General features: G+C 71.1%; 26 protein-coding genes and 1 pseudogene. 13 read left to right on the top strand and 14 right to left on the bottom strand.

Annotated features, from left to right (window positions below; all coding sequences use genetic code 11):
• Positions 1 to 88 precede the first annotated feature (88 nt).
• Positions 89 to 1132 (bottom strand): heme/hemin ABC transporter substrate-binding protein, encoded by a 1044-nt coding sequence (locus AOK11_RS01865; RefSeq protein WP_079034569.1) that lies wholly within the window; start codon positions 1130 to 1132, stop codon positions 89 to 91.
• A 109-nt stretch (positions 1133 to 1241) separates the two neighbouring features.
• On the opposite strand from AOK11_RS01865, the gene AOK11_RS01860 reads away from it, so the two are divergent.
• Together AOK11_RS01860 and AOK11_RS01855 are read left to right on the top strand one after the other, a co-directional pair.
• Positions 1242 to 2759, top strand: coding sequence for an HtaA domain-containing protein (locus AOK11_RS01860; RefSeq protein WP_055591854.1), 1518 nt, complete (start codon positions 1242 to 1244; stop codon positions 2757 to 2759).
• A gap of 46 nt (positions 2760 to 2805) precedes the next feature.
• Positions 2806 to 4410: an HtaA domain-containing protein gene (locus AOK11_RS01855; RefSeq protein WP_055591853.1), complete on the top strand. Its 1605-nt coding sequence runs from the start codon at positions 2806 to 2808 to the stop codon at positions 4408 to 4410.
• 112 nt (positions 4411 to 4522) lie between these two features.
• Here AOK11_RS01855 and AOK11_RS01850 read toward each other — a convergent pair whose 3' ends face one another.
• Positions 4523 to 5692: a serine hydrolase domain-containing protein gene (locus tag AOK11_RS01850; RefSeq protein ID WP_055591852.1), complete on the bottom strand. Its 1170-nt coding sequence runs from the start codon at positions 5690 to 5692 to the stop codon at positions 4523 to 4525.
• Between the two features lie 303 nt (positions 5693 to 5995).
• Here AOK11_RS01850 and AOK11_RS42615 point away from each other — a divergent pair, with 303 nt between their 5' ends.
• A complete protein-coding gene (locus tag AOK11_RS42615) occupies positions 5996 to 6301 on the top strand; it encodes a hypothetical protein (protein ID WP_157869263.1) in 306 nt (101 codons plus the stop codon).
• A 778-nt stretch (positions 6302 to 7079) separates the two neighbouring features.
• On the opposite strand, the gene AOK11_RS01840 is transcribed toward AOK11_RS42615, so the two are convergent.
• On the bottom strand, positions 7080 to 8888 hold the full coding sequence (locus AOK11_RS01840) for a hypothetical protein (RefSeq protein ID WP_420902960.1): 1809 nt from the start codon (positions 8886 to 8888) through the stop codon (positions 7080 to 7082).
• Between the two features lie 281 nt (positions 8889 to 9169).
• On the opposite strand from AOK11_RS01840, the gene AOK11_RS01835 reads away from it, so the two are divergent.
• Positions 9170 to 9646, top strand: coding sequence for a hypothetical protein (locus AOK11_RS01835; protein WP_055591849.1), 477 nt, complete (start codon positions 9170 to 9172; stop codon positions 9644 to 9646).
• A 29-nt stretch (positions 9647 to 9675) separates the two neighbouring features.
• On the opposite strand, the gene AOK11_RS01830 is transcribed toward AOK11_RS01835, so the two are convergent.
• Positions 9676 to 10098, bottom strand: a complete 423-nt coding sequence (locus tag AOK11_RS01830) for a hypothetical protein (RefSeq protein ID WP_240497172.1) — start codon at positions 10096 to 10098, stop codon at positions 9676 to 9678.
• Positions 10099 to 10248: 150 nt separating this feature from the next.
• On the bottom strand, positions 10249 to 11001 hold the full coding sequence (locus tag AOK11_RS01825) for an SCO4225 family membrane protein (protein WP_055591848.1): 753 nt from the start codon (positions 10999 to 11001) through the stop codon (positions 10249 to 10251).
• Between the two features lie 164 nt (positions 11002 to 11165).
• On the opposite strand from AOK11_RS01825, the gene AOK11_RS01820 reads away from it, so the two are divergent.
• Positions 11166 to 11810 carry a PhzF family phenazine biosynthesis protein gene (locus tag AOK11_RS01820; RefSeq protein WP_055591847.1) on the top strand — a complete coding sequence of 215 codons (645 nt, stop codon included), beginning with the start codon at positions 11166 to 11168 and terminating at the stop codon, positions 11808 to 11810.
• A gap of 2 nt (positions 11811 to 11812) precedes the next feature.
• Here the strand turns inward: AOK11_RS01820 and AOK11_RS01815 are convergent, their stop codons facing one another.
• From AOK11_RS01815 to AOK11_RS01805, 3 genes are read right to left on the bottom strand one after another with little or no spacing between them, the layout of a single operon-like run.
• Complete coding sequence (locus tag AOK11_RS01815) at positions 11813 to 12010, bottom strand: DUF397 domain-containing protein (protein ID WP_055591856.1); 198 nt, start codon at positions 12008 to 12010, stop codon at positions 11813 to 11815.
• 31 nt (positions 12011 to 12041) lie between these two features.
• Positions 12042 to 12245, bottom strand: coding sequence for a DUF397 domain-containing protein (locus tag AOK11_RS01810; protein ID WP_055591846.1), 204 nt, complete (start codon positions 12243 to 12245; stop codon positions 12042 to 12044).
• The gene (locus AOK11_RS01805; RefSeq protein ID WP_055591845.1) at positions 12242 to 13126 is read right to left on the bottom strand and encodes a helix-turn-helix domain-containing protein; all 885 of its coding nucleotides are present in this window, start codon (positions 13124 to 13126) and stop codon (positions 12242 to 12244) included. Before AOK11_RS01805 ends, AOK11_RS01810 begins: the two co-directional genes overlap by 4 nt.
• A 189-nt stretch (positions 13127 to 13315) precedes the next feature.
• Between AOK11_RS01805 and AOK11_RS01800 the strand changes: the two genes are divergently transcribed.
• From AOK11_RS01800 to AOK11_RS01790, 3 genes are read left to right on the top strand one after another with little or no spacing between them, the layout of a single operon-like run.
• The gene (locus AOK11_RS01800) at positions 13316 to 13939 is read left to right on the top strand and encodes an ATP-binding protein (RefSeq protein WP_055591844.1); all 624 of its coding nucleotides are present in this window, start codon (positions 13316 to 13318) and stop codon (positions 13937 to 13939) included.
• A gap of 44 nt (positions 13940 to 13983) precedes the next feature.
• On the top strand, positions 13984 to 15171 hold the full coding sequence (locus AOK11_RS01795) for an AAA family ATPase (protein WP_055591843.1): 1188 nt from the start codon (positions 13984 to 13986) through the stop codon (positions 15169 to 15171).
• Complete coding sequence (locus tag AOK11_RS01790) at positions 15161 to 15748, top strand: DUF4276 family protein (protein WP_055591842.1); 588 nt, start codon at positions 15161 to 15163, stop codon at positions 15746 to 15748. The genes AOK11_RS01795 and AOK11_RS01790 overlap by 11 nt, the downstream gene beginning before the upstream one ends.
• Before the next feature lie 163 nt (positions 15749 to 15911).
• Here the strand turns inward: AOK11_RS01790 and AOK11_RS01785 are convergent, their stop codons facing one another.
• Entirely contained in the window at positions 15912 to 17336 is a 1425-nt protein-coding gene (locus AOK11_RS01785; protein ID WP_055591841.1) for a sugar porter family MFS transporter, read from the bottom strand.
• A gap of 561 nt (positions 17337 to 17897) precedes the next feature.
• Positions 17898 to 19196, bottom strand: coding sequence for a DUF1479 domain-containing protein (locus AOK11_RS01780; RefSeq protein ID WP_055591840.1), 1299 nt, complete (start codon positions 19194 to 19196; stop codon positions 17898 to 17900).
• A gap of 91 nt (positions 19197 to 19287) precedes the next feature.
• On the opposite strand from AOK11_RS01780, the gene AOK11_RS01775 reads away from it, so the two are divergent.
• The gene (locus AOK11_RS01775; RefSeq protein ID WP_055591839.1) at positions 19288 to 20430 is read left to right on the top strand and encodes an ROK family transcriptional regulator; all 1143 of its coding nucleotides are present in this window, start codon (positions 19288 to 19290) and stop codon (positions 20428 to 20430) included.
• Between the two features lie 140 nt (positions 20431 to 20570).
• Here the strand turns inward: AOK11_RS01775 and AOK11_RS01770 are convergent, their stop codons facing one another.
• Positions 20571 to 21218, bottom strand: coding sequence for a biliverdin-producing heme oxygenase (locus tag AOK11_RS01770; protein WP_055591838.1), 648 nt, complete (start codon positions 21216 to 21218; stop codon positions 20571 to 20573).
• A 161-nt stretch (positions 21219 to 21379) separates the two neighbouring features.
• Positions 21380 to 22237, bottom strand: coding sequence for a type I methionyl aminopeptidase (map, locus tag AOK11_RS01765; protein WP_055591837.1), 858 nt, complete (start codon positions 22235 to 22237; stop codon positions 21380 to 21382).
• A 60-nt stretch (positions 22238 to 22297) separates the two neighbouring features.
• Here map and AOK11_RS01760 point away from each other — a divergent pair, with 60 nt between their 5' ends.
• The gene (locus AOK11_RS01760) at positions 22298 to 22555 is read left to right on the top strand and encodes a hypothetical protein (protein ID WP_055591836.1); all 258 of its coding nucleotides are present in this window, start codon (positions 22298 to 22300) and stop codon (positions 22553 to 22555) included.
• 30 nt (positions 22556 to 22585) lie between these two features.
• On the opposite strand, the gene AOK11_RS01755 is transcribed toward AOK11_RS01760, so the two are convergent.
• On the bottom strand, positions 22586 to 23188 hold the full coding sequence (locus tag AOK11_RS01755) for a hypothetical protein (RefSeq protein ID WP_055591835.1): 603 nt from the start codon (positions 23186 to 23188) through the stop codon (positions 22586 to 22588).
• A 148-nt stretch (positions 23189 to 23336) separates the two neighbouring features.
• On the opposite strand from AOK11_RS01755, the gene npdG reads away from it, so the two are divergent.
• A complete protein-coding gene (gene npdG / locus AOK11_RS01750; protein ID WP_055591834.1) occupies positions 23337 to 24071 on the top strand; it encodes an NADPH-dependent F420 reductase in 735 nt (244 codons plus the stop codon).
• Between the two features lie 4 nt (positions 24072 to 24075).
• Positions 24076 to 24354 carry a hypothetical protein gene (locus AOK11_RS01745; protein ID WP_079034567.1) on the top strand — a complete coding sequence of 93 codons (279 nt, stop codon included), beginning with the start codon at positions 24076 to 24078 and terminating at the stop codon, positions 24352 to 24354.
• 67 nt (positions 24355 to 24421) lie between these two features.
• Here the strand turns inward: AOK11_RS01745 and AOK11_RS01740 are convergent, their stop codons facing one another.
• Complete coding sequence (locus AOK11_RS01740; RefSeq protein ID WP_055591832.1) at positions 24422 to 25222, bottom strand: site-2 protease family protein; 801 nt, start codon at positions 25220 to 25222, stop codon at positions 24422 to 24424.
• A 15-nt stretch (positions 25223 to 25237) separates the two neighbouring features.
• Between AOK11_RS01740 and AOK11_RS42610 the strand changes: the two are divergent.
• A pseudogene (locus tag AOK11_RS42610) lies at positions 25238 to 25337 on the top strand (site-2 protease family protein); the annotation flags it as partial.

The following is a 25337-nucleotide window of genomic DNA, read 5'->3' as shown; positions in this document are numbered from 1 at the left end:
GCGGGCAGGGGTGCGGAAGTCGGCTCCGGTCCCGGCTCCGGTCTCGGCTCCGGTCCCGGTTCCGGTCGTGCGGGCTTCTCCAGGAGCGTCACGCGGCACCGTCCGTGTCCGTGCCGTACAGCTGCTCGACGACCGAGGTGAGCACCTGGTCGGTGCGGGGACCGTAGTTGAGGAGCACCCCGTCCTCGACGGAGACGATGCGCCGGTCCATCCCGGCCGGGGTCTGCGCCACACCGGGGATCTCGACCAGCCCGTCCACGCCGCCGACGGACTCGAGTCCCTTGGCCATGACGAGGATCGCGTCGGGCGCCGCCTTCACGAGCGCCTCACTGGTGATGGCGGTGAAGTCCTTCTCCAGCCCGGACTCGGCACCGGCGTCGACCGCGCCGGCGGCCTCGATCAGCGAGGTCGCGCCCGAGCCCCTGCCGCCGATGAGGTACACGGAGGCGGAGCCGCGCAGATAGAGGAAGGCGACCCGGGGCCGGGGGTCCTCGTCCGGGACCGAGTCGCCGACGGCGTCGATCCGCTGCTCGGAGCGGGTGGTCAGTTCCCCGCCCGCGTCCGGTACGCCGAGCGCGTCGGCGACGGCCCGGATGCGCGGGCCCACGTCGTCGAGGCCGGCTGCCGGGCCGACGACCAGGATCCGTGTGCCGGCGGCGCGGATCTGGTCCATCGCCTCGGCCGGTCCGGTCGTGGCCTCGGCGATCACCAGGTCGGGGCGCAGCGACAGCACGCTCTCCGCGGAGACGTCGTGTCCCCTGGTGACGACGGGGAGTTCGGAGGCCTCCTCGAAGGTGGCGGTGACGTCGCGGGCGACGACCCGGTCCCCGAGGCCGAGGGTGAACACGATCTCGCTGAGGCTGCCGGAGAGCGGGACGAGCCGGTCGGCCCGCTCGACGGTCACCTTCCGGCCGTCGGCGGAGCGGACGGTGACCGGGAGTTCGGGGCTCGGGGTGCCGGCGAGGGGCTCCAGGCGGTCGGAGACCGGGGAACTGCTCCGGGAGCCCTGCGAGGAGCCGTCCGTTCCGTCCGCGGTCGTGCCGGAGCCCGTGCCGGAGGGCCCTCCGCAGGCGGTCGTGGTGAGGGTGAGGGCGAGCACGGACAGCAGTGCTCCCGCCAGTCGGGTGCGCAAGGGTCGCACGGTTCCGTCCGTTCCTTTCGTCACTGCGGATGTTGCCTGTAGTGAAGCTTAGGTTAGCCTTACCTTGCTTTCTACTGGTCGTCGCCCCGGAGGATCTGCCATGCCCACCCGCCTGCGTGCTCTCGTGACCGTGCTGTGCGCGGCCGTTCTGGGAGCCCTCCTCCCGGCCGCCACCGCGCACGCCGAGAGCCGCACCGTCCAGGGCGGACGGCTCGACTGGGGCATCAAGTCGTCCTTCCAGAGCTACATCACCGGGCCCGTGGCAAAGGGGAGTTTCTCCCTCACCGGCGGCGCAGCCACCGTCGGCGGCAGCGGCTTCCGCTTCCACTCGGCGACGGGCGGCTACGACGGGGATGCGGGCGGCTTCCGCGCCTCCTTCTCCGGCGGAGTGCGCTTCCTCGGACACGCCACGGAATCCGGCGGCCACCAGCTCGACCTCACCATCAGCTCGCCCACCGTGAGCGTCTCCGGCTCCTCCGGCACGCTCTACGTGGACGTCGTGAGCAAGGCGAGGGGCACCGGGGCGGTCACGACGTCCCGTCAGGTGCCCTTCGCCTCCCTTTCCCTGGGCGGCATCGACATGCGCGGCGGCGGCACCTCCGTCGTCCTCAACAACCTGCCCGCCACCCTCACCTCCCAGGGCGCCCGGTCCTTCGCCGGCTACTACACCGCCGGCACCGCACTGGACCCGGTCAGCCTCTCGGCGGACGTACAGCAGGCGGCCGCCCGGCCGTCGAGCACGCCGGAGCCGAAGTCGAAGTCGCCCGAGCCCAAGGAGACGACGAAGAAGAAGCCGGCCGCGAAGGACGGGGCCGAACTGGCCGACGGCGCCGTGGACTGGGGTGTGCGCCGCACCTTCCGCGAATACGTCACCGGCGACATCGCCAAGGGCGGGTGGACCCTCTCCTCGGGCGCCCTCGACGGCGGTGCCCTCTACCGCTTCCCCGGCGGCGAGGGCACGTTCGAGGACGGGGACCTGACCGCCGCCTTCGACGGCACGGTCCGCTTCACCGGCGAGAACGGCCTCGATCTGCGACTGAGCGCCGTACGCGTCACCGTCGAGGACGACAAGGGCACCCTCTACGCCGATGTGAAGAGCCCGGACCACAGCGGGAAGAAGGTGCCGCTGGTCACCTTCACGGCGAAGGACCTCGAGGCGAAGGACGGCCTGGCCCTCCTGACCGAGGCACCCGCGAAGCTCACCGCCGACGGCGCCGAGGCGTTCGGCGGGATGTACCCCAAGGGCACCGCGATGGACCCCGTCTCCCTGGCCGTCGCCCTCACCGACGACGCCGCACTCCCCGCACTCCCCGACCTCGGCAGCACCCCGACGCCCGAGGCCGCACCGTCCGAGGCCGCACCGTCCGAGGCCGCACCGTCCGAGGCCGCGACCGGCCCGTCCGCCGAGCCCGTCGCGAGCGCGGCGAAGGACGACAACGGCGGCCTCCCCACCCTCCCCCTCGCCCTCGCGGCCGGACTCCTGACGGCGTTCGCCGCAGCCGCCGCGTTCCTCGTCCGCAGGCGCCGGGCACGACCGGCCGCGGACACCACCCCGCAGGGGCCTTCTCGGAGCACCTCGCAGGGCACCCCGCAGGGCACCCCGCAGGACACCCCGTAGGGCACTTCGCAGGACCACCGAACCCACAGCAAGGAGAAGCCCGACCATGCCCGCAAGACGACGCCGCTCCACCGCCATCGCCGCCGCCGTGGCCACGGCCGCCGCCCTCGGCGCCACCGCCCTCACCGGCGCGACCCCCGCCGCCGCGGCCGAAATCCCCCTCACCGGCTACGAGTTGACCTGGGGCATCAAGGAGTCGTACCGCACCTACGTCGCCACCTACGCGAGGGGCACCTTCACCCCCGCGGACGGCGCGACCCAGGCCGACGGCAACGGTGCCTTCACCTTCGTCAACGGCACCGGCAGCTACGACTCCACCTCGCACCGGATGGAGATCGGCTTCGAGGGCAGCTTGGCGATCGAGTCCAAGGCGCACGGTTTCGCCCTCACCCTCTCCGACGTCAAGTTCGACAGCTCGGCCGCCGAGATCACCGCGGACGTGACCCGGGGCGGCACGACCGAGGACGACGTCCCGCTCGCGACCGTCACCGTGTCCCGCTCGATGACGGACATGGCCACCGAGCTGACCGAGAAGGCCGGCGAGGTCTTCGGCAGCGCGAGCTACGCGGGCGCGGCCGGCGACCCGCTCACGGTCGTCCAGAAGACCAAGCCGACCCCTACGGAGCCGGAGCCCACCGAACCCGAGCCGACCGACCCGGGGCCCACGGACGAGCCCACCTCGCCGGAGCCCACGAAGGAGCCCACGAAGGAGCCGACGAAGGAGCCGACGAAGGAGCCGACGGACGAGCCGTCGTCCCCGTCGCAGTCCCCGTCCCCGTCGCAGTCGTCACCCTCCTCGTCGTCCCCGTCCCCGTCGGCGTCCACCACCTCCGACGCCCCCGCTCCCGCGCCCGCCAAGGGCGAGATAGCCGACGGCGCCCTGGGCTGGGGCGTGAAGGAGTCCTTCCGTTCGTACGTGGTGGGCCCGGTCGCCAAGGGCAAGGTCACCGCGTCCGCCGGCGCGACCCAGGCCTCCGGTAACGGCGCCTTCACCTTCACCGACGCGTCCGGCACCTACGACACGGACGCCGGCACCCTCAACGCCTCCTTCGAGGGCGCGGTGAACTTCAAGGGCCACGAGGAGGGCGCCGGCGAGTACGGCCTCGACCTCACCCTGACCGACCTGAAGGCGACCCTCGACGGCGGCACGGGCAAGCTGTCCGCCGACGTCGACAGCCTCGGTGAGAAGTCCGAGGACGTGGTCCTGGCCACCCTCAAGGCGAAGTCGTCCGCGCTGACCGCCAAGGACGACGTCATCACCGTCGACGACGTCGCCGCGACCCTCACCGAGGCCGGCGCGAAGGCCTTCGGCGACTTCTACACCGCCGGCACCGCCCTCGACCCCGTCGACCTGTCGGTCGCCTTGAGCGACGACGCCGACCTCCCGGGCGGTACGGGAGGTACGGGCGGCGGCGGTATCGGCGGCACGGGCACCTCCGGCGGCACGGGCGGTACCGGTGGCACCACGGGGGGCACGGGCGGCGTCATCGGCTCGACGACCGGCTCTACCACGGGCGGCCTGAACGGCGCCCTGGCCAGCACTGGTTCGGACACCCCGGTCGCGGCCGTCGGCGGCGCGGCGGCAGCGGCGGTCGCCGCGGGCGCGGCCGTGGTCTTCGCCCTCCGCAGGCGCAGCTCGACGACGGAGTGACCTGAGCCAGGGACGTGACAGCGTGATCAGGAAGGGTGCTCCCTTCGGCAGAGGGGGCACCCTTCGTGCGTGGAGCCGCGGACGTGGCCCGGCGAATCTCTGCCTCAGGCCACTAGCGGTTGAAGGCGGGCAGGGCGAACCGCGCGACGAGCGGAAAACCGTCCTCCCGGGCACTCTTGGCGTTCACCGAGTACACGACCGTCCGGGACAGGTCCCGGGTCGCGGCCAGCACCGTGTGGTAGCCGGGCCGGGACCCCGTCTTGCCCCAGATCTCCGTTCCGTTGTGCACGAAGCGCTCCAAGGCCATGCCGTAGGACGCGCCCTCGACGTCCGGGACGACGAACATCTGGTCCAGCAGCGGCTGCGGCACCACCTTGCCCCGGAACAGGGCCACCAGGAACCTCTCCAGGTCGGCGGTGGTGGAGATCATGTTCCCGGCGGCCCAGCGGTCGGACATGTTCCACTCCGTGACATCGGTGGTCCGGCCGCCGATGTCCGCGTAGGCCCTGTGGTGCGGGCCGTGGACACGAGGGTCCGCCCCTGCGGGGAAGCCGGTGTGCAGCATGCCCAGCGGACGGAAGACCCTTACGTCCGCCTGGTGTTCGTACCGGTTGCCCGTCACCTTCTCGACCAGCAGGCCGAGCACGGTGTAGTCGATGTTCTGGTACTTCTGCCGCTCCCCGGGAGTGGACGCCGGCCCCTTCGCGACCGCCGTGGCGACCACCCGCTCCGGGCTGAGGGTCCGGAACCGGTTCGGGTACATCTCCTCGGTGGTCGAACCGAGGCCCGCGCCGGGCTGCAGGCCGCTGGTGAACGTGAGCAGGTGCCGTACGGTCGGCGGCTCGGTGAAGGAGTCCGGCAGCAGGCCGGGCAGATACCGGGTGAGGGGCGCGTCGAGCTCGACCCGTCCCTCCGCGACCAGTTGAAGCACCAGCGCCGCGGTGACCACCTTGGTCGTCGACCCGGCCCGGAACCGCGCATTCTCCAGAGCCGGGGCCCCGGTCCGCAGGTCCCGCACCCCGGCGGTCCCCGTCCACCTGCCCTTGCCGCCGACCCGGACGAGGGCGGCCGAGACGTCCCCGTCGGGGATTCCGGTGAGAGCCTCCTCCAAGGCGGCGGTGTCGGGACCGTCATCGACCGGGGCGTCCCCGGCCACCGACATGGCGCCGGGTGTCGCACCGACGGGCTGGGCGGCGCCGGCCGTCCCGGCGAGCGGGCCGAGAACCAGAGCGGCCAACAGGGCGGAGGTGACAGCGGTGCGGGTACGAGTACGGGCGGTCATGGGCGGACTCCGTCTTTCCAGAAGGTGGCGCTTCGGACGGACCCCATCCTGGTGATCACGCACACCCTCCAGATCCTGCACACAGAGGAGTCCAACCCCCCATATTTTGGGGCCAGTTATCGGGGTGACCCTTAGGTCGTGTCCGGCGGCGGCCTCCGTCACGAGGCGGTCGGCCGCGCGGCCGGTCGTGGAGCCCGGCGAGTGCCGGTGGTCGTGTCGCATTCGTCGATGCCCCGCGAACTGAGTCTGTTCGGGGCCAGGTTGGGACTTCTCAGGATGACGACCGAGGCCCATGATGGCGGGGTGGCTGTCAGCGAGGACCTGCTCTGGGACGCGACGGACAAGGACATACGGATTGTTCCGCGGCTACGGCGCACGGCGGTGACGGCCGGCTGTCTCGGCTTTTTCGGTCTGCTGCTGTGGGGGGAGTCCGACGTCAGGTGGGCGGTTTGTGCGCCTGCGGCCTACGTACTCGTGGAGATCGCGCACTGGGCGTGGGACCGGGGGCGCCTGGTCGAGGCACGGATCGTCGTCGGCGAGGCCGGCGGTCGTGCCAGGCTCCGCCTCCGGCATGCCGGAGGACGGATCACGGAACACGACCGTTCCTGAGGACTGAGCAGAAGTGGGCCCTCTCAGCCGCACGCCCCGAACGGTCTTGGGCGCACTGGTCCCCGGCGTACTCAGCCCCGAGTCGGCGACACGCATCCGGTGCGTGGTCCGGTCTCGGGAGGCCGGTTCCCTCACGACCTGGCCATAGTGGGTGTGGCCAGAGGCGACGGGGAGGCCCCGAACCATCACACCGGTGGAGCGGGGGCCCCGCACGCCGACGCCATACCCGGCGTCCCAGATCGCACGCTCACGTTGGCCCAGCCGGCCCAGGGCACCACAGGCTCACGAACGAACCATCACACGATCGAGGTAACGCGGCCTCGTGCGCACTCCCCGGCGAGCAGCTACCAACCCCCACCAAGTGGCCCGGGTCCTCATCGTCTACGACAACGTCGACGACTCGGCGAAACTTCGTCTGCGCTTGCGGGGGAAGCGGCTCTTCTTCGGGCGTCCGTGTCGCACCCCGGTGCTCACGACGTGGCGGGAGACGTGTCCGAGAGCCTATGTCAACGGCAGGAAAGCCCAATGGGGCATGCCGGGGTCCCTGATTAGCGCGGGCCCTCCCGTCTCCTGACGTGAGGGGGATGTCGGGGTCGGGCCGACTCCATGGGCCGTGAGGATCCGACGAGTACGGAGTGAAACCGACTCGAGTCGTTCTTGCCTCGTGGTGGTGCGCGTGGTGTGTGTGTGGTGGTCGGTGGAGCGAGCGCCGTCGGCTGATCAACGGGGTTCTCCACCGGGTGCGGACCGGCGTGCAGGGGCGGGAGCTGACGCCCGGTCAGAGCAGAAGCAGCACCGCCACGCCCCACAGCACCGACAGGGCCACCAGCGGCGGCCCGACCGGCACGCCCTGCCGCCCCGTCGGCGCCTCCTCCAGCGGCCGCAGCTCCGGGCGGAGCAGCAGCACCTGCAACTCCTCGACGGCGCGCCCCGCATGCGGCTCGCGGGCCAGGCGGCGCTCCAGCCACGCCCAGCCGGTGGGGGAGAGCTCGACGGGGGAGTCCTTGGCCCGGCCGACGCGGATGCCGTCATCGGAGTGCCGCACGGACGTGATCACGTTCCACGGGACCTGCCGCACGCGCCACGCCCCGGTCACCCACAGCCCGTCACGGTCGGCGGTGATCCGCCAGGTGAGCGCCGTCGCCACGGCCGTCACCAGCCACGGCAGACCCACGGCCAGCCACAACCAGGTCCACGACGGCCCCTCGTCGAGCGTGACCCAGATGCCGCCGCCCTGCACCAGCAGCAGGCCGAGGCCCACCGCACGCGAGAAGCCGTGCGCCGTCCACACCCGCGGGCCCGCCGTGGGCGTCATGCCGGCGGTGATCTCGTCGACGGACCGCCGCGGGTTCATCCGCTTACGGCGCTGTGGCCCGAGCTCCACCAACCGCGGGACGGCCGGCTTCACCGCGGTGACGCTGCACTCCACCGACACCTCGGCGTCGTCCGCGTCGTCCGCGTCGTCGCGCGCGACGAAGGCGACTTCGGCACCGACGTAGGGGACGCCGTACAGGACGGCCTCCCGCAGTGGCTGGGGAGGGTCCTCGCCCCGGAGAATCTCCGTGACCTTGCCGAGTTCGACGACGGCTGCGGGACCGTCGCCTGCGTCGAGGCCGTCCCCGTCCTCGTCCCCGTCTTCGTCCTCGTCCTCGAAGGCGTACAGCGAGTGAAAGTGCAGGATCGGCCGAAGGCCCTCCGGGTCGTCGGCCGCGAACACCCAGGTGCGGCCGTCGTCTTGACCCTCGCGCACCAGCACGTGCAGCACCGGCAGCGGTCCGCGCCGCAGCCGCTGCGAACGTGTCCGCCCGTCCACGCCGTTCGCGAGGAACGCCAGCCCCGCGACGGAGCCGACCAGCACCAGCAGCTCCCAGCCGAAGGCGTCGTACGGCTCCGCGACCAGCGCCGCCCAGTCGCCGTCCACGACGATGTCGACCCGGCTGTCCACGGGGAAGTCCTCGGGGAAGGCCGTCTCGAAGCGATAGGTACGCCCGTCGGCCTCCACCTTGAGGATGCCGATGCCGTCGTCGTCCTCTTTCAGGGCCGTGACCCGTCCGGACAGGTGTGTGGCGCCCGCGGCCCGCTCCTCGTACGCGTCGACGACCTGCTGGGCCTGCCAGTAGCCGAACCCGGCGACGGCCAGCAGCAGCGCGGTCAGGGCGAAGGAGAACCGGCCCCGGCGGAACGTCCGCGCGGCGGCGGGCAGCGGTTGTGCGACCGGCCCGGCCGCCTCCAGGGCCAGCGCCCGCTGCCGCACGGAGACGGCCAGCCGGTGGACGAGCCCGGCGGCGGTGAACGCGGCGGCCATGAGGAACGCGAGCGCGGACGGTTCGCCGAGCGCCGCCGTGAAGCCGCCGTCCATGGCGAACCCCGCCAGCGTGGTCGCGAGCCCCGCGAGCGCGAGCCGCGGCTGCCGCCACACCCAGTACAGGGTCAGCACCAGCACGACGGCCATCCCGAGGCCCAGCCAGTCGGTGCCGCACGGGTGGGCGGACGTGCAGGGGGCGACGGGAGCCGCCTCCATGTCCCAGATCAGCGAGGCGACCAACGCCAGCAGCGCCCACAGAGGGTGTGCCCACCGGGCGGGCACGGCGGCGAGCCAGCGCTGGGCGTCGGGAGTCCGCCAGTCGGCGGTGCCGGGCGGTATGTGTTCGGCGGGCAATGGCACAGGCTGTCTGGTCACCCGCGCATTATGGCCAACCACGCGCGATGTCCGGCCGGTTGGGATCCGCCCGGCGGATCATGCGTCTCTCCCGGTGTGCGTTGTCGCCGTGCACGTGGGGCGGGGAGACCTCGGGTGCGCGACTGCGTTGAACGAGCTGTTCAAAACAATTGGTTGACACGTAACTGTTGATGTCGCAGCCTTGTCCCATGCCGCCGACTCCCGAACAGCCCGCCCCCAACCCCAACTCCGCCCCAGACCCAGACCCCTTCACGCCTCCGCGGCCGGAGCAGGCGCGGGCGCAGCGCGTCCACGCCTCCCTGTTCCGTATCGCCGAGCGGCACGCGGCCACCGACGAGCAGCGCCGCCGGCAGGTCCACCCCACGGTCCTCGCCCCGCACGAGGCCGTCCGGTTGGTGTCGTTCCTGCTCAGCGGGGCCGCGCAGCGCGAGGACGGCGAACCGGAGGTGGACCGGGCCGACATCACCGCCGCGTTGAGTCTCGTCCCGCTGGTGCGCGGAGAGATGGACGAACTGGAGACCGGGCTCCTCCAGATGGCCCGCGGCCGCGGCATGACCTGGCAGGACATCGCCTTCGGCCTCGGCCTGGGCACCCCGCAAGCCGCCAGGCAACGCTACGAACGCCTGTCCGGCCGCACCACAGTCGCCGAGGAGGGTCCGGAGTAAAGGAGTCCGGTCAGGCGGTCATCGTGCACTCAGCACCATTCCGACTGCGCGCGGTCCGCGACGATCTCCACATGGAGAACGCCCTTGGCCGGGCTCTCCAGATAGAGGTATGCGGTCGTTCCGTCCACCGGCTTGGTGAAGCACTTCGGCACCTTCTCGCCGTCGGCCGTGGTGCGAGGCCGCCAACTGTCGGCCCGAGCTGCCTCCCGGTAGTGCCGCAGGGCCGTCTTCGGTGAACCGGCGTACCGGTACTGCGTCCCCGCGGTCACGAAGAGATCGTCGTCGTCGCACCCCTGGTAGCGGCTCGCCCGGTCGGCCCCTTCCGGCGCTGTGCCCAGTATCGCCTCGCCGGCCATCGCCTCGGCGAGCCGGTCCTCTTCCTCACCACAGCCGTAGACGGTCAGGAAGTACACCGCGGGCAACCCCACCAGCAGCAGTCCTGCAACGGCCACGACGGCAGTTGCAAGGGTTCCCGCCCCCATTCTCTTCATGACGCCGGACGTTAGCGCATCCACCACGAAGGCATACCGCACCATCCCCCCTGCCATCGGGGGCTCCAGGCCGACCTGCCCGGAGCCCGCGACGGCAGTACGCGAAGGCCTTCAGGCAGCCGGGCGCGCTTCCCGCATCCGCAGCGCGCGGGCGAGCCGGCCGAGCAGTACGGCGTTGAACAGTCCGGACAGGGCCGCGCCGACGGAGAAGAGCAACGGGCTCAGCCAGGCGAGGGAGGAGACCCACTCGGCGGGGGACGCCACCACAAGGGCGACGATGCTGAGCGGCGCCGTGGTCATGATCGGCCAGATCCCGGCGAACCCCGGGTCCGGCAGCAGGTACGCGGCCACGAGGAAGAACACCAGCGACGCCGCGACCACGGCGAGATACCCACGCGCGAGCCAGTTGTCCACCGCGGGCGCCAGCAGAGCCCGGATCCTGCGCGAACGAGGGCTCGCGGGACGCGCCGTGTCCATCGCTCCTCGTTCCGAGGAGCCCGGGACGCGGGGGAGGGGCGCACGGGAGCCGGGCGAGGCGGCGTTCGTGGATCTCGTGAGGAGGGCGCCGAGTACGGCGGCGTTCACGAAGGCGCACAGAAGGAGCCACACCACCCAGAAGCCGAGGGCCGACCACTCGGCCACCCCGTCGACTTCGACGCCCGGATCGAAGGGGAGGAACGTGACCAGGTAGGAGAGAGGTGCCGTGAGCAGCAGGGCACCCGGGGCGAAGCCGCTCTCCGGGAAGAGGAACATCGCCACGACGGAGAGGGCGAAGACGGCCAGATAGCCCCTGGCGAGCCAGTTGCCCGTGGCGAGTGCGAGGAGTTGGTGCGGGAGACTGCGCGGGCGGGAGCCGTTCGGCATCGCGGATTCCTTAGGAGCGGTCCAAGAACGTCGTTCTCAACGATGGACCGGGAAGCCGGTGCGGGGATGAGTAGGTGTACTCATCCTTGCTGGGGAGTACCGGCACACTCTCACGGAGCGGTCTCTTGGGTCCGAAGTGGCGTGTGGGCTGCTTGAATGCCCCCGTGAGCGATTACGACGTGGTGCGCGTCTTCTGCGGCCCCCGGGGCGGGTACGGCAACGAACTCGGCGTCGTCCGTGAGGGTTCCGTCATGCCCGAGCGGAGCGAGCGGCAGATGTTCGCGGAGAAGCTCGGCTTCAGCGAGACCGTGTTCGTCGACGACCCCGAGCGCGGGGTGATCGACATCTACACCCCCACCCTGCGCCTGCCCTTCGCCGGCCACCCCTGCGTCGGCGCGGCCTGGCTGCTCGACGTACCCGAGCTGGTCACGCCCGCCGGGACGGTGGGCGCCCGGCAGGACGGGGAGTTCTGCTGGATCGAGGCGCGCGCGGAGTGGGTGCCGCCACGCACCCTGCGCCAGTACGCCACCGCTGCCGAGGTCGACGACCTGGCCGTCCCGGCGAAGGGGGAGTGGATCTACGCCTGGGCCTGGGAGGACGAGCCCGCCGGCCGGATCCGTGCCCGCGCCTTCCCCGGCCGCGACGACGGCATCGACGAGGACGAGGCGACCGGCGCCGCCGCCCTGCTCCTCACCGACCGGCTGGGCCGCGCCCTCAACATCACCCAGGGCACCGGCTCTCAGATCCTCACGGCACCCCAGCCGTACGGATGGACCGAGATCGGGGGCCGGGTGGTCCTGGAACGCTGACGTCAGCCCAGGTGCGTGAGAAAGACACGCCAGGCGTCGCGCCCGAACACGATCACCGGCCCGGCCGGGTCCTTGCTGTCGCGTACGGGGGCGAGAGCGGGGACGCCGTGGGCGAGTTCAAGGCAGTCACCCTGCCCACCGCTGTGGCTGCTCCTGCGCCATATCGCTGCGTCGGCGGTGACGGTGACCGGATGACTCATGGCCTGCATTCCACTCCTTGCCCGGGCGGATTCAGCCCAGGTGTGTGACGAAGGCCTGCCAGGCGGCACGGCTGAAGGGAATGATCGGGCCACTGAGGTTCTTGCTGTCGCGGACAGGGGCGAGGGTGGGGACACCGTGGGCGAGTTCAAGGCATTCGTTGTTGCCGCCGCTGTAGCTGCTGCTACGCCACTTCGCGCCTGACAGATCCGGCGTGCCATGGCGTGCGGTGTTCATGCCCTGTGCTCCTTGGCTCTGCGTCGGATGACCGTGCGGGATTCCACGGGGGAGAGCGCAGAAGTACGGGCTGCGTCGAACAACTCCTGATAGCGGCCGACTTCGGCCTCTCGCTCCAGCCACATCGAGCCGGTGGGATTGTCCGCCAGCACCACGTCCAGCGCAGCTTCCTCGGGGAAGCCCAGTACTACGTATGGCCCGAACATACTCGCATGGGCTCCGCGGGAGAACGGCAGGACCTGGATGGTTACATTGGGCCGCTCGGATGCGATCAGGAGCTGTTCCAACTGTGCGGACATCACCTTTGGCCCCCCAACCTGCTGAAGAAGTACGGCTTCGGACAGCACCGCCCAGAGCTGGAGCGGCGAGTCACTGACGAGGCGTTCCTGACGGGCGAGGCGCACCTGGACGAACTGTTCGATCTCGTCCGCCGTTTGCCACTGATGCGAGGCGACGGTCACCGCGCGGATGTATTCAGGGGTCTGCAACAGGCCCGGCACCAGTTGCGCCTGGAAGGTGCGGATGGTTCCGGCCATGGCTTCCAGCGCGATGTAGTCGCGGTAGGTGTCGGCCAGCACTGATCCGTACTGATTCCACCACCCTTGCCTGCGACGGCGATTGGCCTTGCGGGCGAGCAGGCTGAGTCTGTCGCGCAGTTCGGCGTCCGCAGCCCCGTACGCGAGCAGCATCGCGGTCAGGTCGGGGATGCGAACAGTCACCCGGCCGTTCTCGATACGGCTGATTTTCCCCTTGGTGCAGTCGAGCGCCTCGGCCGCTTGCGTGGTGGTGAGTGCGGCGGCCTCACGCAGTCGACGTAGTTCATCGCCGAGTTGGCGTCCGAGGACAGTCGAGGGGCTGGAGGCAGGGGCGTTTGCAGACATGGCAACAGCTCTAGCAGCGGGACGGCTGGGACGTGCGGGACTTAACTCGAAAGACGGAACATTGAGTGCATCTCTACTGGAAACGTTGCTACCTCGCATGGTGCGCCTTCAGGCTGTCGGTGTGCGCAGTCCCAGCGGAACTTGCGCCACGCGGATTTCGCCGCTGACGCCGAGTCCTGAGGAGCCCCCATGACCTCATCGAACGACATCACCTTCCGCCTCTCCCGCAGTCGCAGCAGCGTGCCCCGTGCGAGGGCGCTGCTCCATGCGGTGCTCGGCGGGTGGGGTGTCGCCCAAGAGGTTTTGGACGACGCCGAGTTGGTGCTTTCCGAGCTGGTGACCAACGCGCTGCGCGTGCCGGTGCCGAGTGATCGGCAGATCGGGGTGCGGATCGTGCGCTCCGCTGCCGAGGGGTTACTGCGGTTGGAGGTGAGTGACGCCGGGGGTGGCCGGCCCGAGGTCCGGGAGCCCGGCGAGGACGAGACCGGCGGGCGGGGGCTGCTGCTCGTGGCGGCCCTCGCGCATCGCTGGGGCTGTGAGGAGCGTGCCGCCGGTATCGGGAAGACGGTGTTCGCGGAGCTGAAAGCCCCGGACATCGTGGCCGAGCCGGCGATGCGCGAGGTGGCGGCGGTGATGGTTCGGACCGGGCAGACGGTGCGGGTACGGGGCGAGTGGCGGACCGTGCGCGCCGTGCGGAGCGACCAGTACGCGGCCGGCGGTCCCGCCGTGGTGCTGGAACTGGACGACGGCCCGTCACTGCGGGTGCACGCGGCCGAACCGTTGGCCGTACGGACGGGCGAGTGCTCCGGATAATGTGGCGCCATGTGTATGCGGCCGTGCCGAGAGGAGGTGACAGCGTGATCACGCGGATCGAGATCGACGGGTACAAGTCGTTCGACGACTTCGCCCTCGACCTGCCGCCGTTCACTGTTCTGGTGGGAGCCAACGCCTCGGGCAAGTCCAATCTGCTGGAGGCGGTGGACCTGCTGGGCCAGTTGATCCGAGAGCCGACGAGTCAGACGCTCGTCGACCACGCTCGCAGGGGAGGACCGAAGGAACTGTTCCGGCGTGGTCCGGACGGTGTACCGGTCGGAGCCATGCGGATCGCAGCCCATGTACTCGTGCACGGCTACGCCGGGTACTGCCACCTCAGGGTCGAAGCGCGGGTCACGTACGCGGACCCGCCGGATCCCCTGCGTGTCGACACCGACGTCCTGAACGTCCACGATCACTACGGGTATGACCCGGATCGGATCCCGCCCCCGCTTCCGGACCTGAATCTCGGCGAGACCGGCCAGCTGCACTGCACCGAGGTGCCTGTACAGGACGCCGCGTACCGCAGAGAGCTGGCCGAGACTTCCGGGAACTGGCGGATCCTCGAACCCTCGCCCAAGGCGATGCGCGTCGTCTCCTCCACCTACGACACCGCGCCTCTCGCAGAGGACGGAAAGAATCTTGGCGCCGTTCTCGGGCGGATCGCCCGGGGTCCCGAGGCCTGGTACGACTTCCGTGCCGACGCCGTGGCGTTGCTCCCCGATCTCGTGGACATCGCGGTGGCGGCCAACGCGGAGTGGGGTCAGTGGGACGTCTGGCTTCAGCACCGGCACGAGCACCGCGTGCCTCCTGGCGCGGCGTCGGCGGGCACCCTGCGCATCCTGGCTCTGCTCGCCGCCGCTCACGATCCCGCCCACGAAGGGCTCCTTTTGATCGAGGAACCCGAGAACGGTCTCCATCCCACCCGGGTTCCGCAATTGCTGTCCCGGCTGAAGGCCAGGACCAGCGATCCCGCGACGCTCACCTCCGGTGACGGAAGGCAGATCGTGATCACCACACACTCGCCGGTCGCGCTCGCCGCCGCTCTGGAGGACGCCCCGGACTCGGTGGTGTTCCTGGACACGGTGACCCGGTTCGGTGACGGACTCCCGCCGCGCCGGCTGACCCGGGCGCGGGAGGTGGCCGACAGCGGCGAGCGCGGGACGTTCGTTACCCCCCTCGAGGTACGGAAGTACCTCGATCCCACAGGGCGGTACGCGCGTGGGGCGTAGGTATCTCAGTCTTGCTCTCCTCACCGAGGGGGCCAGTGACCAGTGGTTCCTTGTGCCCCTCATCGACCGGCAGATCGCCGAACTCGCCCTTGAAACGCCGGTCGGCTTCGATTACTCGGGAGTGGACGTCGGAGAGTGCTTCACCGTGGCACACCGGGACCTGGTGGTGTGCGAAGTGACCGATCTGCTCTGCTACTACGACATCGTGATGATCCACCACGACCACAATGAGCGGGGCAAGGTGGACGCCATCCGTGACCGCTTCCCCGACGACGCTCATCGGATCGTAGCCCTGGTGCCCGTACGGGAGACCGAGGCGTGGATGCTGGCGGACCCCGCGGCGCTGAAGGAAGCGGCGCCCGCACGTGACACCGTGTGGGAGGTGCCGCACGACGTGGAGAAGGCCGCCGACCCGAAGGCCGTGCTGAGAACGGCCTTGGGTGGGCGGCGTGACGCGGAGCGGGACTTCGGGCGGCTGGGGCAGGCGGTCGCGCTCGAGGCCCTGCGCAAGGTTCCCGCGTACCGGGCCTGGACCGCTGAGCTTCGCAGGGCCATGGAGCGATTGCGCTTCCTGTGATTCCGGCAGGAGTCATGTCGACGGGGGAACTCCTTGCCCAGGGGGCGCGGAAGACATCGGGGTTCGGGGCGGCGAAGGCCTTCAAGCGGCCGGGTGTGCTTCTGGCGTTCTCCAGAACTTCCGTGCAGGGACGAGTGGTCGTACTCATCCCTGCACGGGATGCTCAGCCCATCTCCTCCAGCGTCCTGCCCTTGGTCTCCGGCACCCACTTGAGGATGAACGGGACCGCCAGGGTGGCGAAGATCGCGTAGATCACGTACGACCCGGACAGGTTCCACTCCGACATGGCCGGGAACGTCGCGGTGACCAGCCAGTTGGCGATCCACTGCGCGCAGGCGGCGACGCCGAGTGCGGCCGCGCGGATACGGCTGGGGAACATCTCGCCGAGCAGCACCCAGACCGCCACGCCCAGTGACATGGCGAAGAAGAGGACGAAGGTGTGGGCGGCGACCAGCGCGACGGCGGCCTGGGTGTCGGGCAGCGAGATGTCGTCGCCGGTTCCGGTCTTGTGGGAGAAGGCCCAGGCGACGGCCGCGAGGGAGACCGCCATGCCGGCGGAACCGGTCGCGGCCAGCGGCTTGCGGCCGACCCGGTCGATGAGCACCATCGCGATCACCGTGCCGACGATGTTGATGACCGACGTGGTGAACGAGTAGAAGAACGAGCTCGACGGGTCGATGCCCACCGACTGCCACAGCGAGGAGCTGTAGTAGAAGATCACGTTGATGCCGACGAACTGCTGGAAGACCGACAGTCCGATGCCGACCCAGACGATCGACAGCAGGCCGAAGCGGCCGCGGAGGTCCCTGAACCGCGGTGCGTCGTCGCTGCGCACGGACCGTTCGATCTCGGCCACCCGGGCATCGAGGTCGACCTGCTCGCCTTCGAGCCGGCGCAGCACGTCCTTGGCCTCGCCGGTTCTGCCGACCGAGATCAGGTAGCGCGGCGACTCCGGGATGCGCAGCGCCAGCAGACCGTAGACCACGGCGGGAACGGCCGCGATGCCGAGCATGACCTGCCACGCCTCCAGCCCCAGCAGGCTGCCGCGCTGATCCCCGTCCGCGAGGGTGAGCACCATCCAGTTGACCAGCTGGGAGACCGCGATGCCCAGGACGACGGCGGCCTGCTGGAAGGAGACGAGCCGGCCGCGGTACGCGGTGGGCGCGACCTCGGCGATGTACGTCGGGCCGATCACGGACGCCATGCCGATGGCCGCGCCGCCCACGATGCGCCAGAAGGACAGGTCCCACGCCGTGAACGGCAGCATCGAGCCGACACTGCTGGCGAGGAAGAGCAGGGCGGCCAGCCGCATCACCCGGAGGCGGCCGACGCGGTCGGCGAGCCGTCCCGCGAGCATGGCGCCGCCGGCCGCGCCGAGCAGGGCGACGGCGATGACGGCGCCGAGCGTGGCGGCGCCGACGTCGAACCGTCCCCTGATGCCCTCGACGGCACCGTTGATCACGGCGCTGTCGTAGCCGAAGAGGAAGCCGCCCATGGCGGCGGACGCCGCGATGAAGACGACGTGACGCAGCCGGTCCGGCCGGGCCGAGAGGCCTCCGGCGGCAGGCTGTTGTGCTGTGCTGGTCACCTGCGAACTCCTGTGGTGTGTGCCGTTGCCGTCTGCCTCGGGCAGGGAGCAAGGACAGCGGGCGCCGCGGCAGGTGCACGCACACTGCGGAGGGCGGGGCCCGGGAGGAAGAAGAGTGGGGAGGGGGAACCTGGTGCCCGGCTTCCGGGCAGGCTGTGCGGGGCATTGCCCGAGCAGGGGCGAGCAGAGGCGAGCCGGTTCGGCGGGTGGCCGTTTCGGCCCGTGGGCAAGCCGGTCGGGTGGTCGATCGCGGGTGCTTGGTCGTGCCCGCGCCGTCCGGCGGGAGCGGGCCGTCCGGCGGCTGCGTGAAGGTCTTCCGCGCTGCCGTGAACGGACCGGAGCGCAGGTGGTGCGCGGGACGCGACGGCCGCCCCGGGGAGGGCGCCCGGCCCCGACGCCGTCCGGGTGAGGACTGCGCTGAGGGGTGCCGGATGCCCTCCCCGTCCGGGTCACGCCGGGTCATGCCGGGTCACGCCAGGTCATGTTGGGGCGTGCCGTGTCGTGCCGGGTCATGTCGGCCGAGGGGTTTCGGTGTCGACCCGGTGCACGGGGGCGGGTCCGTCAGGCGAGGTCCAGGCCGCGTCGGCCCGTCTCGTTGAGCCGGTCGACGTCGAAGCGGCCGGTCCAGGTGCGCTCGTAGTGCTCCTCGGGGAAGTCGCTGGGGCTGGAGCCGGTCAGGAAGGCCTCGCGGACCTTCGCCGCGTACTCCTCGTTGCGGGGGCACCAGGGGGCGGCGGGGATGTACATGACGTTGCCCCAGCCCTTCTGGTCGGTGATCGGCGCGACGCTGTGGATCATGTCGCAGTGCCACCAGACGGAGTCGCCCGCCTTGACGTCGGGGATGCCGGTGAGGGCTTCCATGAGGAGCGGGTGCCACTTCTCGTTGGCGGGGAAGACCTGGTTGGTGGTCACGCCGCACATGTCGTCGTCCGCGACGTCTGCGAGCAGCGGCCGCAGCATGAGGTACGCCATGGCCTCGGGGATCGGCACGGTGTGCAGGACGCCCTGGTCGTGGTCCATGTCCGACAGGGCGGTCCAGCCCTGGAAGGTGCGGAAGGCCGAGCACATGGTGGAGCCGGGGTACTGGGGTCCGGCCGTGCGGTGTGCGGCGTCCCAGGGGTCGTACTCCTCGATGCTGCCGTCGAACAGGTGGCGGAACGCCTGCTGGTAGGCCTGCGTCAGCCACAGGTCGAGGGTGCCGGGGTCGAGGTGGGTGCCGAGCCCGTTGGAGTCGGCGCCCGGGGGGCGGCGGCGGATGCGGTCGGGGTACAGCGCGTCGCGGTTCGGGTCGAACCACTGCACGCCCTCGGACTCGTGCTTCCACAGGGAGTTGAGGAAGGACTGGACGGTGGCCATCCGGTCGCTCTGGCGGGCCTCCATCTGGGCCTGAGACCAGTAGATGGGGTAGATCTCCGGCTTGGAGCCGACGCTGCCGAAGAAGTCGTCGCCGGGGCCCTGGTAGTTCTCGAAGAACTCGTTCCGCTCCACGTAGTCCACGATCGAGGCGTCCCAGGCGAGGGCCTGGTCGCGCTCGAAGTGGCCGCGGACCACGAGGCAGCCGCGGCGGCGGAGCTTGTCGAGCTGCTCCGGGGTGACGGTGCCGTTCGCGATGTCCGCGTAGTCGATGACCGGCCACACGCTCTCGCCGCGCTCCTTGTCCGCCAGGATCTCCGCCAGGCGGGCGCGGACGCGCTCCTCGACGACGGCGAAGACCTCCTCGACGGTGCGTCCGGAGGACTCGATGCGGGCGCGCAGCGCGGGCTTGATCTCGCGGATGGCAGCGGCGAGGTCGTCGGGGACGGTCTCCCAGTGCGGCAGGGCGGGGAGACCGGCCTGCTGTGTATCCGTTGCGAGCGTCATTGCTCGACTCCTTTGGTCAGGACTCCTTACTAGATGGTCAACGTAGCCGCGCGCCCACATTTGGGCAAGAGTCCTGACTAAAATCCTCGGCATGTCACTGGCCAAGCCGTCACTCGAAATGCTGCGCGCGCTGACCGACGAGAACGTGCTGCGCGCGCTGATGGAGGAAGGGCGCCTGACCCGCGCGGAGATCGCCGCCCGGACCGGGATCTCCAAACCGACGGTCTCCGACAGCGTGCGGCGGCTGAGCGAGGCCGGCCTGCTCGCCGACACGGGCGAGCGCACCACCGGCCGCGGCCGGGTCGGCACCTACTACTCGCTGGCCGCGGACACCGGGGCGGCGCTGGTGGCGAGCATCAGCCCCGACGGCGTCGTCGCGGAGACGGTCGACGCCTTCGGTACCGCCACCGCCCGCGCCGAAGTCGGCCTGGGGCGCGCCCCGGGGCCGCACGCGACCGCGCAGGCCCTGACCGAAGCGGTCGCGCGCGTCCGGCCCCGGGTGCCCGGCCGGCTGCGCACGGCCGTGATCAGCGCGGCCGATCCGGTCGACCGCGCCACCGGACGCCTGGTGCACCTGCCGGACGCCCCGTTCCTGGTCGGGGACCTGGATCCGGCCGAGGTGCTGGCCGGGCCGGTGGACGGGGCGGTGCTCGTCGACAACGACATCAACTGGGCCGCCCGGGCCGAGCGCGCCACCGGATGCGCCCTCGGCGTCGACGACTTCGTCTACGTCCATCTCGGCGAGGGACTGGGATGCGCGGTGGTCACCGACGCGGAAGTCCGCCGCGGACACCATGGGCTGGCCGGCGAGATCGCTCACCTCTACACCGCGGGGCCCCGGGGCAGGGCGATGCCCTTCATCGAGGTCTTCGCCGAACTGGGCCTGCGCCGAGCCGCGTCCACCGCCATCGACGTCGACGCCCTGCTGGGGGCCGCCCTCGGCGACTCCGCGACGGCGCGGCGGACCCGCGGCGCGCTGGCCCGCGCGGTGGGCGGGGTGCTGGCGGCGGCGGTCGCCCTGGCGGACCCCCGGCTGATCGTCCTCGGAGGCCTCTGGGGTGCCGAGCCGGGCATCGCCGAGGCGATCCGCGAGCACTTCGCCGAACTGCCCCGCAGTGTGCCGGTCGCGGCGGCGCAGGTCGCCGAGCCCGCACTCGCCGGGGCCCGCGCCCGCGCCGTGGAGGCGCTGCGCACCGCCATCATCACCACGCCGCGCCCGGAAGCGTCCGACTGACAGCCCTGCCCCGCTTCCGGTGGGGACGGTGAGGGGGGCGGGCCGTCATCGGCCTTACGCTCCTGCGACTCCGGCAGGAGTCACGCCGGCAGGAGTCATGCCGGCAAGAGCCATGCCGACAGGAGTCATGCCGGCGGGAATCACGCCGACAGGGGGAACTCCTCGCCCAGGGCGCGGAAGACGTCGGTGTTCAGGGCGAAGGCGCGCTTGCACTCGGTGATGACGCGCTGCTTCTCCAGGTCGTCCGCCTGGATGCCGTCGAGCAGTTCGCGGTACTCGCGCTTGAAGGCGGCCGGGTTCGCTATCCCCTCGAAGACGTAGAAGCGGACGCCGTCGCCCTTCTTCGGGAAGCCCCAGGTGCGCTCCGCCTTGTCGCGGATGATCTGGCCGCCGGAGAGGTCGCCGAGGTAGCGGGTGTAGTGGTGGGCGATGTAGCCCGCCGGCCATGCGCTCGCGCAGTGCGCGACCCGGTCCGCGTATGCCTGCGTGGCGGGCAGTGCCGTCAGCGTCGCGCGCCATGCGGGGCCCCGAAGATGGGTCAGGTCCTGCTCCAGGGAGGGCAGGCGCAGCAGCTCCGGGCGGATGAAGGGGCCGGCCACCGGGTCCGACGCCAGCCGCGCCGCACTGGACTCCAGTGCTTCGTACACGAACCACAGCTGCTCGGTGTAGCGCGCGTACGCGTCCATGCCCAACCGGCCGCCGAGCAGGTCGCTCATGAACGTCGAGGTCTCCGCCTCCACGTGCTGCTCGTGGGAGGCGGTGCGGATGAGAGTCGAGAAGGAGTCCATGAGTCCAGATCTTCTATGGTTAGGCTTACCTAAGTCAATAGCTTGCCGACGCCTTGTCGGTAACTCCTACCCCGTTGCGGAACGACGGAAGCCCGCCCTCCGAAGAGAGCGGGCTTCGAGGTCAGGGGCCTGGGCCCACGGCCCCCGGCCCACGGTTCCGGTTACGGCAGGGTCAGGATGTCCGCGCCGGTGTCCGTCACCACCAGGGTGTGCTCGAACTGGGCCGTCCGCTTGCGGTCCTTCGTCACGACCGTCCAGCCGTCGTCCCACATGTCGTACTCGTGCGTGCCCAGGGTCAGCATCGGCTCGATCGTGAACGTCATACCGGGCTGGATGACCGTCGTCGCGTGCGGGCTGTCGTAGTGCGGGACGATCAGCCCGGAGTGGAACGAGGTGTTGATGCCGTGGCCGGTGAAGTCCCGGACCACGCCGTAGCCGAAGCGCTTGGCGTACGACTCGATGACCCGGCCGATGATGTTGATCTGCCGGCCCGGCCTGACGGCCTTGATCGCCCGGTTCAGCGACTCCCGGGTCCGCTCCACCAGCAGCCGGCTCTCCTCGTCCACGTCGCCCACCAGGTACGTGGCATTGTTGTCGCCGTGCACCCCGCCGATGTACGCCGTCACGTCCAGGTTGACGATGTCGCCGTCGCGCAGCACCGTCGAGTCCGGGATGCCGTGACAGATCACCTCGTTGACCGAGGCGCACAGCGACTTGGGGAAACCGCGGTAACCGAGCGTCGACGGGTACGCGCCGTGGTCGCACATGTACTCGTGCGCCACCCGGTCCAGCTCGTCGGTGGTCACGCCGGGCGCGATCAGCTCGGCGGCCTCCGCCATCGCGCGCGCCGCGATCCGCCCGGCGGTCCGCATCGCCTCCACGGTCTCGGGGGTCTGCACCTCCGGCCCGGTGTACGGCGTGGGAGCGGGCTTCCCCACGTACTCGGGACGGCGGATGTTTCCGGGTACGGAACGGGTGGGAGACAGCTCCCCTGGGATGAGCAGCGACTGGCCAGACATGGCGGCGAGTCTAATTCAGTGCTCACGGGGGACCATCTTCCGTGGCGAAAGGAGCCGGTCATGCCCCTGTTCAAGAAGCGGACGGTCGGAAAGCCGGGCGAATGGTACTACTGCCTGGAACACCAGAAGGTCGAGGAGGGTCCGGAATGTCCCAACAAGGACCGCTTCGGGCCCTACACGAGTCGCGCCGAGGCCGAGCACGCCATGGCGACGGCACGTGAGCGCAATCTCCAGTGGGAGAACGACCCCAGATGGCACGACGCCACCACGGACGACGGCGACGGCGACAGCGGCCGCGGCGGCGGGGGCGGGAGCTGAGCTCCTGGGCGCCAGGCGTCCCCGCTCCGGCTACCAGCGGGCCGGGGGCGGGGCCGTCAGGAGGTCGGCCAGGCGGGACATGCGGTCCCGGAAGCGGCGGTGGCCCCGCGGGGGCGGCAGGGCGTTCTCGCCGGCCGCCGCGCTGACCAGGTGCTGCACGGTGTCCAGGTCCAGCTCGGCGCCCGCCGGGACGGCCAGCGTCTCGTGGGCCAGTGCCGGCAGCTCGCCGTCGCCGGGGCCGAGGGCCAGCAGGGTCGCGCCGGCCCGGCGGGCGTCGGACACCCGCTCCAGCAGCGGGGCCGTGGGCTCCCCGGGCGCCACCACCAGCAGCGTCTCGCCCCGCCGCGCCGCCTCCAGCCGACCGAGCCCCACGGCCAGATGCGCGGGATCCGAGGGGCGCGCGTCATGCCGTACGAGCGTCGGGGCCAGCTCCGGCGTGCCCGACCAGGCCGCCTCGTCCACCAGATGCGCCGCCAGATGCCACGGCTCGTACTCCTGCGTGCCCACGAGCAGCAGCCCGCCCCCGTGCGACACCACCGATCCCCGCAGGGCCCCCGCGAACCGCCGGGTGGCCCCCAGCCACTCGGTCCCGGCGAGGACGTCCCGCAGCAGCGCGACCCGTACGGCATCCATGAGGCCGACCCTGCCCCCGACCGGGCCCCGATGACCCGGAATGCGCCCCTGATTCACCCGACCGGGGGTCGTGGGGCGGCGCAGTGACAGCGCTCACGTGGGGCCCGCGTGAGCTGGACACGGCTCCTTGCGCCCTTAGAGTCGGGCCATGACCTCCAGTACCCCCAGCGACAGCGCACAGCAGCCCGAGAAAGCCCCCGCGAAGGCGCCCGCCAAGGACCCCTGGGACCTGCCCGACGTCTCCGGGCTCGTCGTCGGCGTGCTCGGCGGAACCGGGCCGCAGGGCAAGGGCCTTGCCCACCGGCTCGCCCAGGCCGGCCAGAAGGTGATCATCGGCTCGCGCGCCGCCGAACGCGCGCAGGCCGCCGCCGAGGAACTCGGCCACGGAGTCGAGGGCGCCGACAACGCCGAGACCGCCCGCCGCAGCGACATCGTGATCGTCGCCGTGCCCTGGGACGGCCACGGCAAGACGCTCGAGAGCCTGCGCGAGGAGCTGGCCGGCAAGCTCGTCGTCGACTGCGTCAACCCGCTCGGCTTCGACAAGCAGGGCGCCTACGCGCTCAAGCCCGAGGAGGGCAGCGCCGCCCAGCAGGCCGCCGCCCTCCTCCCGGACTCCCGGGTCACCGCCGCCTTCCACCACCTGTCCGCGGTCCTGCTCCAGGACCCGGAGATCGACACGATCGACACCGACGTGATGGTGCTCGGCGAGGTCCGCGCCGACGTGGAGATCGTGCAGGCGCTGGCCGGGCGCATCCCCGGCATGCGCGGCGTCTTCGCCGGGCGGCTGCGCAACGCCCACCAGGTGGAGGCGCTGGTCGCCAACCTGATCTCCGTCAACCGCCGCTACAAGGCACACGCCGGGCTCCGCGTGACGGACGTATGACCTCATGGGGGACACTGGTCGGCGAAGCAGTGTCCCCCGACAGGAGCCCAGCGTCATGCCCCGACTCGCTCTCTACGCCCTCACCGTCTGCCTCCTCGCCGTCGCCGCGGCCGTCGTGTCCTTCGTCCAGGGCAGCTGGCTGGGCGTCGTCTGGATCCTGCTCGCGGGGCTGTCGTCCAACATGACCTGGTACTACGTCCGGCGGGGGAAGATGGAGCGGGAGGCCGCCGCGGCGGCGCAGAGCGCGGAGGCGGCGCAGGGCGACCGGCCCCTCCAGGGCTGACCGGTCACGGACTGACCGGTCACGGGCCGACCGGTCACGCGCCGCGGCCGCTCGCCGGTCGGCTCCCTCACGCGGCGACCGAGCAGAACTCGTTCTCCCCCTGCCAGAAGCGGAACAGTTCCAGGCCGCAGTACGTCTCCACCTCGTGGATGCCCAGGGCCGACAGGATCGAGTCGATCACGTCGAAGAACACGCCGTTCACCGCCGGCACCCACAGCAGCGCGAACACGAACAGCAGGCCGAACGGCGCGAACGGTTCCACCTGGCGCCGCAGACTCCGCGACAGCCAGGGCTCGAGCACGCCGTAGCCGTCCAGGCCCGGCACCGGCAGGAAGTTCAGGATCGCGGCCGTCACCTGGAGCAGCGCCAGGAACGCCAGCGCGAACCGGAAGTCGGCCGGCACGCCGTCCAGCGCGCCCAGCCAGAACGGCGCCGTGCACACGATCGCGAACAGGACGTTCGTCAGCGGGCCCGCCGCCGAGATCAGGCTGTGCCGCCAGCGTCCTTGGATCCGGTGCCGCTCGATGAACACCGCCCCGCCCGGCAGACCGATCCCGCCCATGATCACGAACAGCACGGGGAGCACGATGCTGAGCAGGGCGTGGGTGTACTTCGCGGGGTTCAGCGTGAGGTAGCCCTTCGCGCCGATCGAGATGTCGCCGCTGTGCAGCGCGGTGCGGGCGTGCGCGTACTCGTGCAGGCACAGCGAGACGATCCAGGCGGCCGTCACGAACAGGAACACGGCGACGCCCGGCTGGTTCGCGAACCCGGTCCAGGTGGCCCATCCCGTGACCGCCGTGACGGCCAGGATGCCCAGGAACACCGGGCTGATCCTCCGGTCGCTGTGGCGGGTGGTGGCGGTGGTCATGGGGCTCCCTGGGCGGGCTACCTCACTCTGAACCCCGCGAAGTACACCCACGCCCTGCTCAGCATCGTGCTCCCCGTGCTGTTCGTGATCATGGCTGGGATCGGTCTGCCGGGCG

The organism is Streptomyces hirsutus (assembly GCF_001418415.1).
Lineage (GTDB): Bacteria > Actinomycetota > Actinomycetes > Streptomycetales > Streptomycetaceae > Streptomyces > Streptomyces hirsutus.
The sequence above is the reverse complement of the archived record's forward strand: the minus strand, read 5'-3'. Positions and strand labels throughout refer to the sequence as shown.